This is a genomic window from Microseira wollei NIES-4236 (assembly GCF_020521235.1).
In the GTDB taxonomy this organism is placed as follows: domain Bacteria; phylum Cyanobacteriota; class Cyanobacteriia; order Cyanobacteriales; family Aerosakkonemataceae; genus Microseira; species Microseira wollei.
In genome coordinates this window covers 1-8,379 of the sequence record NZ_BLAY01000280.1, presented here as the reverse complement: position 1 = coordinate 8,379, position 8,379 = coordinate 1, and the positions used below count along the sequence as shown (strand labels likewise).

Annotated in this window: 3 protein-coding genes and 4 pseudogenes; 2 read left to right on the top strand and 5 right to left on the bottom strand. The window is 46.4% G+C overall.

The features are described 5' to 3' along the window. Positions 1-642: 642 nt before the first annotated feature. A pseudogene (locus MiSe_RS53395) lies at positions 643-2,263 on the top strand (group II intron reverse transcriptase/maturase); the annotation flags it as partial. Positions 2,264-2,398: 135 nt separating this feature from the next. Next, positions 2,399-3,611, top strand: a pseudogene (locus tag MiSe_RS45655) (RNA-guided endonuclease InsQ/TnpB family protein). A gap of 462 nt (positions 3,612-4,073) precedes the next feature. Here the strand turns inward: MiSe_RS45655 and ribH are convergent. The 5 genes and pseudogenes from ribH to MiSe_RS45630 all read right to left on the bottom strand — a co-directional run. Further along, positions 4,074-4,670, bottom strand: a complete 597-nt coding sequence (gene ribH, locus MiSe_RS45650) for a 6,7-dimethyl-8-ribityllumazine synthase (RefSeq protein WP_226593438.1) — start codon at positions 4,668-4,670, stop codon at positions 4,074-4,076. Positions 4,671-5,336: 666 nt separating this feature from the next. Beyond that, a pseudogene (locus MiSe_RS54295) lies at positions 5,337-6,135 on the bottom strand (sulfite exporter TauE/SafE family protein). Between the two features lie 75 nt (positions 6,136-6,210). Beyond that, positions 6,211-7,116, bottom strand: coding sequence for an alpha/beta fold hydrolase (locus MiSe_RS45640; protein ID WP_226593441.1), 906 nt, complete (start codon positions 7,114-7,116; stop codon positions 6,211-6,213). Positions 7,117-7,200: 84 nt separating this feature from the next. Beyond that, positions 7,201-8,010 carry an RNA-guided endonuclease InsQ/TnpB family protein gene (locus tag MiSe_RS45635; RefSeq protein ID WP_226593436.1) on the bottom strand — a complete coding sequence of 270 codons (810 nt, stop codon included), beginning with the start codon at positions 8,008-8,010 and terminating at the stop codon, positions 7,201-7,203. Between the two features lie 63 nt (positions 8,011-8,073). After that, positions 8,074-8,379 (bottom strand): annotated as a pseudogene (locus MiSe_RS45630) (hypothetical protein); the annotation flags it as partial.

The following is an 8,379-nucleotide window of genomic DNA, read 5'->3' as shown; positions in this document are numbered from 1 at the left end:
GGGACGGGCAGTCCCGAAGAAACGCTAAGGGAGTTGAAACCACTACGCTACTTGGTGAAAGCCTGGTAGAGCAAGTTTCGACGACGAACTTAGAATCTCCGTGTCTTTAGACCGGAGAGTGTCAAAACTTGACTGTCATGTAGGTGCAAGCCCTACCCCGCAGGTGCAGCGGTGAAAGCATCATCCCCAAGGTAGAGAGTGGTCTTCAATCCTTGAAGCGGGATAAAAAGGTGTCAATACTGGGAGCCTAACCAGGCAAACATCAAGCAAGAGATTATGGGTACACAAGGAAGATACGCCTGAACCATCGTCACCTAGAACCAGTCAAATAAGGCTGATAGACTGGAGCCAAAAGGCTATGGATACGGTGATGGCTAATGTTAAATAGACCATCATGCACTACCAATAAACCCGGTGGAGAGTATCGCCCTAACATCTCAATCAATGACAGCCAGGAACGAAGTAACCCTTTCAATACCTCTGATCCAGGTCGATTGGATAAGTAACCAACCAAGGTGAAACATCTGGAAAAAACCAGGGTATGAAAGGGAAGGATGGTGTCAGAAGCTAATGCCCAGTTGTAATGACTGAGATCCGCCCACAGACACCCGGTTGCAGGAAATATAGAGTTGTGAAAAAGCAATGAACATGTCTAATGCCTCACTAACAATTCAGGATGGAATGACCGAGGAACTCCAGTGGAACCAAATTAATTGGAAGAAACTGGAACGCCGCGTGTACAAGTTGCAAAAACGAATCTATAGATCCAGTGAGCGTGGTGATACTTTGGCAGTCCGAAGAATTCAAAAGACACTACTACACTCGTGGTCAGCTAATTGCTTAGCAGTCAGACGGGTAACACAAGACAACCAAGGTAAAAAAACGGCGGGTGTGGACGGCGTAAAATCCCTGACCCCAAAGCAACGTTTGAATCTGGTAGGAAGCTTAAAACTGTCAGGTAAAAGTAAACCCACACGCAGAGTGTGGATACCCAAGCCAGGTACAGAAGAAAAGCGACCGTTAGGAATACCCATTATGTATGACCGGGCGCTACAAGCCCTAACCAAGCTAGCATTAGAACCCGAATGGGAAGCTTGTTTTGAACCCCATAGTTACGGCTTTAGACCTGGACGTTCCTGCCATGATGCGATAGACGCAATTTTTAACGCTATCCGGTACAAGCCAAAATTTGTATTAGATGCCGATATCTCAAAATGCTTCGACCGCATCAACCACCCAGAACTCCTGAGAAAACTCAACACATTCCCAAGCTTGAGCAGGCAAGTTAAGTCTTGGTTAAAGTCAGGCGTAATGGATAATGGGGTATTTGAGGACACCAAACAAGCAACACCTCAAGGGGGAGTAATATCGCCACTATTAGCAAACATTGCTTTACACGGAATGGAAAACCTCGTCAAGCAATACGCAACTACCCTGAAAGGGAATAAAGCTAAGAACCAAAACCCTAGAGATAATACTTGAGTGTCAGAAGATAACCCAAGAATGGCTCAAGCAGATAGGTCTGGAGTTAAAACCAGCCAAAACCCGCATAACTCACACCTTAAACCCACTGGGAAATGAACGTCCTGGATTTAACTTCTTGGGGTTCACAATCAGACAGTTTGAGACAGGAAAGTATCATGAGGGAAAAAACAGCAGTGGCACAATATTAGGGTTCAAAACAATCATCAAACCCTCGGCGGAAAAGGTAAAACTGCACCTTGAAAAAATAGCAGAAACCATAGACGCTCATAAAGCTGCACCTCAAGCCGCTTTAATATCACGTCTCAACCCTATCATCAGGGGATGGTCAAACTACTACTCAACAGTGTGCAGCAAGGAAGTCTATTCAAAAATAGACAACTTGACATACTCCAAACTCCGCCATTGGGGGAATCATAGACACCCAAATAAAACTGAAAAATGGGTGGCTAACAAATACTGGCAGACCATAGGAGATGACCACTGGATATTTGCAACCCGACCCGAGGATGACAATCCCATAGCCTTAGATAAGCACTCGGACACCCCGATTTTACGGCATACAAAGGTAAAGGGAAAAGCCAGCCCTTACGACGGCGACCCGGTTTACTGGAGTACCAGAATGGGTACACACCCTGAAGTCCCAACAACAGTCGCAAAACTGTTAAAAAGACACAAAGGTAAATGCCCACACTGCAAACTGTATTTTAAACCAGGTGATTTATGGGAAGTAGACCATAAAGTTCCTAAAGCCAAAGGCGGAAAGAACAGTATGGATAACTACCGAAAAACGCGCACAGTGCCCCTAGTTTCTAACTATGGGGGTGTAGTGCGCCTGCGATTTTAATCGCACTTCTAAAAAACCTGCGGACGAATAGTAGAATTTCATGTATGATGTAATCAGGAGGTGATGCAAGTGTTTAACCTGACTTACGAATTCAAGCTAAAGCCAACCCAAAATCAAATAGCAACATTTGAAGAATGGCTAGAAACCCATCGACGGGTTTATAACCATGCTTTAGCCGAACGTAAAGACTGGTACAAGTCCCGTAGTTGTGAGGTAAATGCTTGCAGTCTCCACAGTTGCTATATCATTCCTGCTGATGCACCCCGTCCAACATTTGCCAGTCAATGCAAGTCCTTAACTGCTGCTCGCAAAGAAAACGAGTGTTTGCAACGTGTTAACGCTCAATCTTTGCAGCAAACGTTAAGACGACTTGAAAAGGCTTTTGTCAACATGTGGGAACAGAATCACGGATTCCCAAGATTCAAAAAACCAGGCCGGATGCGCTCTTTTTCATTTCCCCAATTAGGGCAAAACCCATTAAGCAATGGGTATGTAAAATTGCCTGTTATTGGTGCGGTGAAAGTGCGTCAATCTCGCTCAATCCCTGACGGTGGAGTAATCAAGCAAGCTTGTGTGGTTCGTGTTTCTGGGTGGTACGTCATGCTAACCGTCCAATGGGATGTTAATCCACCGTCACCAATGCCCCACGGAAAAGCAGTAGGAATCGATGTGGGACTAACAAGTTTTGTCGCAACTTCTAATGGTCTTTTAGTTAAACGTCCGAGGTTTTTTGTAGATGCCGAACGCCAGCTGAAATTGCTGCAACAGCGTGTTTGCAGAAAACGTATTGGCTCGAACAATTGGAAGAAAGCTGTTAAAAAAGTTGCTTCATTGCATGAGTACGTCGCCAATTGTCGTAAAGATTGGCATCGAAAGCTGTCTCACCAAATCTGTAGCGACACAGGGATGGTATTTGTAGAGGATTTGAATTTAATTGGATTATCCCGTGGGATGTTAGGCAAGCATTGCCTCGATGCGGGATTCGGTCAATTTTTCAATATTCTTGAACAAACTTGTTTCAAGCGTGGTGTCTATTTTCAGAAAGTAAATGCACGTAAAACAAGCCAAATTTGCCCTAATTGTAATGTTGAGACAGGGAAGAAAGAACTAAAAGAACGTACTCATGTTTGCTCAAATTGCGGCTATACAACCGATAGAGATATTGCAGCCGCTCAAGTAGTCGCGATACGCGGACTTGCAGCCGTAGGGCATACGGTCAAGATGCGCGGCTTCGGGTAAATTCATTGGAATCCCTAAGACGCAAGAATCCCCCGGCTTCTAGCTGTGGGGAGTGTCAAGAACTATTACACCGACATTGCCACGACACAAAGTCAGCCATTGACTTGAATGGTATGTATGACAAACATCCTGTAACTGAGGAGCCGTGTGAAGCGAAAGTTTCACCCACGGTTCTGAAGACTCCCAGGCGGGGTGACTCGTTTGCTTAGTTTAACCAAGCCTTGGTGGGTAGGGGAGCTTTGACACTCCCAAGGCGATATGATTTGTTTGGATCTCTGACCAAATTGTATCGTAAGCGTTGCGAAGCGTACCTTCAGGTCGCTTCGCAACATCAGCTTAGAATCCCCTCTCTTTTAAGCAGGGGAGATGTCAAATAGCGTAATTCCAGCACAGATATCTAGACGGGGAATAAATTCCCCTTCGGATTTCATCCCCATGTCTGGGGCCAGGGGATGAAATCCTTTAATTTCCGGTAAATCTCAAATCTCAAATCTCAAATGCTTTGTCAGTTTCCCACCTGTTCGCTTTGAGCGGTTTCGGCAGGCAATTGTTGCGGCATGGCGCTTTTGAGGGTTGCTGCCATTGTCCCGGCGGCGGCATTATTTAGGTAGGTCCCGGTGCTGCTAGCCTTAACTTGACGCATCAAGCTTGCCATTTCCAACGCACTCATGGCGAATTCCCAGCCTTTATTGCTTTTGATACCCGCCCTCTCCAACGCTTGCTGCATGTTGTCTGCCGTCAAGACGCCAAAAACTACCGGCACCCCCGTCTGAAAACTCGCCGCCGCAATTCCCTTGGAAACCTCAGATGCCACATAATCAAAGTGCGGCGTTTGACCCCGGATTACCGCTCCCAGACAAATCACGGCATCATAGCGATGGGTGAGTGCCATTTGGTGCGCCATCAAGGGAATTTCAAAACTGCCCGGTACCCAAACGTAATCTACCTGAGTGCCCTGGGGGTTAACATCGACCCCGTGGCGTTTTAGGCCATCTTGACACCCCTCCAAAAGTTTGGTTGTCACCAAGTCGTTAAATCGACCGATGACAATGGCAAACCGCAGGGATTCTGTTTGAGTAAAATTCCCCTCGTAAACTGTCATTTGAAGCGTCCTTTGGTCATGGGTAATAGATAATAACTCAAGTTGCCAGTTATCGCCAGCGAAAGCAAAAGGGGGCAAATAACGTTATGACTTGGGTTTTAACTTCTCTTGCCCGCTTCTGCTTTCGCTTCACTTGGGTTGGGCAGCCAAGACTGTCCCCAGCGGTTCTCTAAGTATTTTCTTGAATACTTTTGTCACTTTAACTACTTAATCTCCTTAATTTTTTGACCTTACAGCTAGCCTGGGAGAGCTGATTGACCAAAATTTTTGATTTGCCGACTTTAGGATTCGATTATATAATAAAATCCCCTCAAACGAGAAATGGTGAGGGGAAAAGATTAACGAAATTATCAAGCATGACGAGACGCGCTTGCACCCCCTCTAAGAGCAGGTCTACTTCTTTGTGTACAGATAAAAATTACTCTGCTGGTTAAAGGGGTGATTTTATGGCAGTGGAGACGCTTGCGCCCTAACTACGGGCGCAAGCGTCTCCACTCCGGTAATAGTCGTACATCAAGGTAGGGGGTGTCTAGCACAGATGGGAGCCAACCTAATAGAAGCGCTATCACAAGTCAAAGACTCTAGTAACTTGAGTTAATAGTAAAAAGCTTTTCTCACCACCTCCTAGTTAACCAGCGTGCCATGAGGTTAATGACACTAGACCAATTACCGATTACCAATTACCAATTTATAACTATTCCCAGCTTGCCAAAAAATATAAACAGACAAAATTGCCAGCATGAAACGAAAGATAAAACTAACAACTTCATCGGGTAATCTTGGCAAGTAGCGCGTTCCAACTTGCACCCCCAAAAGTCCACCCGCACCTAATATAATTCCCTCTCGCCACAGAACGTTTCCTTGAATCGCATGTCCCCCGCCAGCAGATAAAGCCGTAATCACAATAACGCCTAAACTGGTTTGAATTGCTACTTTAATTCTTTCGCCCAATAGTAAAATTTGTAAAGCCACCATAATCGCACCGCCCCCCACACCAAATAAACCGGCTAGCACCCCTGCTACAATGCCGGTGAGAATTCTAGCAACAATATGGTTGGTAATAGTTGAGGGGATAATTTCTTCTGTTTCCCGACGCTTTTGTTGCTGAGTGAGGCGCTTAGGAAGGTCTACAAAATAAATATTTTTTCGCACAAAAAACATCAAACAGTAAATAAGCCGCAATTTTATCGGCGAAATCAGCACCAATTTGAGCGGCGTTCGTGGCTGTAAATCCTAATAAAACAATGGGTTTGAAGCTAAAAAAACCCATTCGCCAGGTTTGAATTGTACCGAAAATAGCGGTAATGAAAATAGAGAGACTGCTGGTAGCGATCGCTTGCACTGGCGAGTACCCAAGCGCCACCAACAAAGGAACTATCAAACTGCCGCCGCCAATGCCCAAAAAACCAGCAAGCACTCCAGAAATTAGACCGCCAATCGCTAAAATTAACCAGTGTGGAAGCATAAAATGCTAATGGGTAATTGGTAATGGGGAATTGGTAATTGGTTTTTTTACCGATTACCGATTACCGATTACCGATTAGCTAATAGCTACTTTCGATGAAATCCACTCAGCTAAGAGCGCATTCACTTTATCTGGTACTTCGTCGTGGGGACAATGCCCTGCTTGCAGATAATGTTCCGTCAGTTGAGGATAGAATTGACGGAACTTCTCGCCGCGTTCTCTGGAATTCATCCAGGGATCGCCTTCTCCCCACAGCATCAACAGCGGACAGGTTAATTTTAAGAGCAGCGCGTCCACCTTCTCGCCTTGGGGCGTACTGAAAACCGAAGCAAAAACTTTCACCGCACCCGGATCGCAGGAAGGACGGTAAATTTCTTCCACTAATTGATCGGTAACGGCACTTTTGTCAAGATAAACTTTTTCCAGGGTTTGACGAATTACCCAGGGTTGCCGCAGGTACTGAAATAGCAGATAATTTGCCCAAGGTTGGCGCAGAATCGACAGAACAGCGTCACCCCATAGCTTGCGGAACGGATCGGGTTGGGGCTGAGGTTTGATTTCAGTAAATGGTCCGGCACTGTTGACCAACACCAAACCCGCAGCAGAGGAGGGACGTTGCGCCGCCAAACACAAACCGGCATAGCCTCCCAGGGAATTTCCTGCCAAGACGGCGGGCTGACCGATGACCTCGGTGACAAAATCATACAGTTGGTCGCGCCACAAATTACCGCTATACTGCCAGTTTGGTTTAGCCGAACGTCCAAAGCCGAGTAGGTCGATCGCCCAGACTTCAAAATCCTGAGACAATCCGACGATATTTTTACGCCAGTGGTCTGTAGACGCACCAAATCCGTGGATTAATAGTAACGGCGGGCGCTGGGATTTGCGTTTGCCAGCTTTGACGTAGTAGATAGGCTGCTCTTGCCACTGCCAGTAGGCTCCGGGAATAGAATGTTTTGACGAGGCGATGGTTGCCGACATGGTCACCGGAAATATTAAGTCCGGTTATATATCTTAACCGTTTAAGCTAAATTGGACAAAGTTACCTGTCTCAATTTTCACTCTTTATGAAGGCAGAACCTTCAATGGTGCAACGGCGGCACTCACTATCCCCTCTGCGGTAAACGCTTTGGGGAATACTTTTCTGATGATGTTCAAACTGCGATTGATGTCGGCATTGATCAACTTGCCAGTGGCGGTTTTATACAGACCGCGCTTCACTCTGCGTCCACTGAAATTTGGCACAGCATCGCCGTATTTAGGCAGTGGATCAAAGTCTGAGGAATAACTTTCCTCGCTCACGATGACTGCTATGCCTTCTAACTGGCACTTATAGCTAATCATCTCAATCAGTCGAGCATGGGGAATCTGAACAAAGTTCTGGTTGTTCCGTTTGCCGATGTTAATTGATTGCTTCCACTGGTCATTTTTGCCGATGACCAACGTGCCAATCTCCCAAGATTTCAGGTAGTTCACAACCAACCTGCTAGCCTGATGCAGGTAGTTGTCAACGTACTGATTGCGAGATTGCGTCAGTCTGTTGATTTGATGGGATGAAAAGCGCTTGCCTCGCAATTGACTTTGCAACTGTGAAGAGCGCTTGTTGTAGAACTGATTGACTGACTTCAGCGGCGTTCCCGTTACCAACAATGGGACAAAGCCCGGTCGGTTTGATGATAGAGCCACCAGGTTGTCTAGTCCCAGATCCATACCAGCGATGAACGATCCACCGAGGGCGGGCTTCTCAGGTTGCTCATAAACAATCTCCACGACATAGCTGTTGCAACGCGGTACTAGTCGCACCTCTATGACCGATCGCACGGCTGTAGGAATGCGAATCTGACTCATGGACAGATGCACAATACCTTCAGCCAATTGGGCCTTGTAGACTGATTCTTTGCCCGGTTGACACTCTCCGGTCTCTTGACGCGGAGATTCTTAAGACATTTCGGTCTTAATATCCTTGGCAACAAGGTTCCCAGGCTCACCGCCTTTGTCCAAAGGACGCGGTGATACGCCAGTTGCTCCACTTGGGGAAACCCCAAGACCGCACTGGCTCTTCTCCTTACAGTATTTTGGGCGTTTAGCGGTTTTGACCGCAGGTTCCGTCGAGTCCAGGCGTACCATTTCTAATGCTCTGTCCCTAATGTTTTTCGCTTGCCGTAATATCAGCATGGGCCAAAAATCCACAAGCCGAACAGATGAACTTTTCACCATCACGATTTGAGCGGTCAATATGCCCGC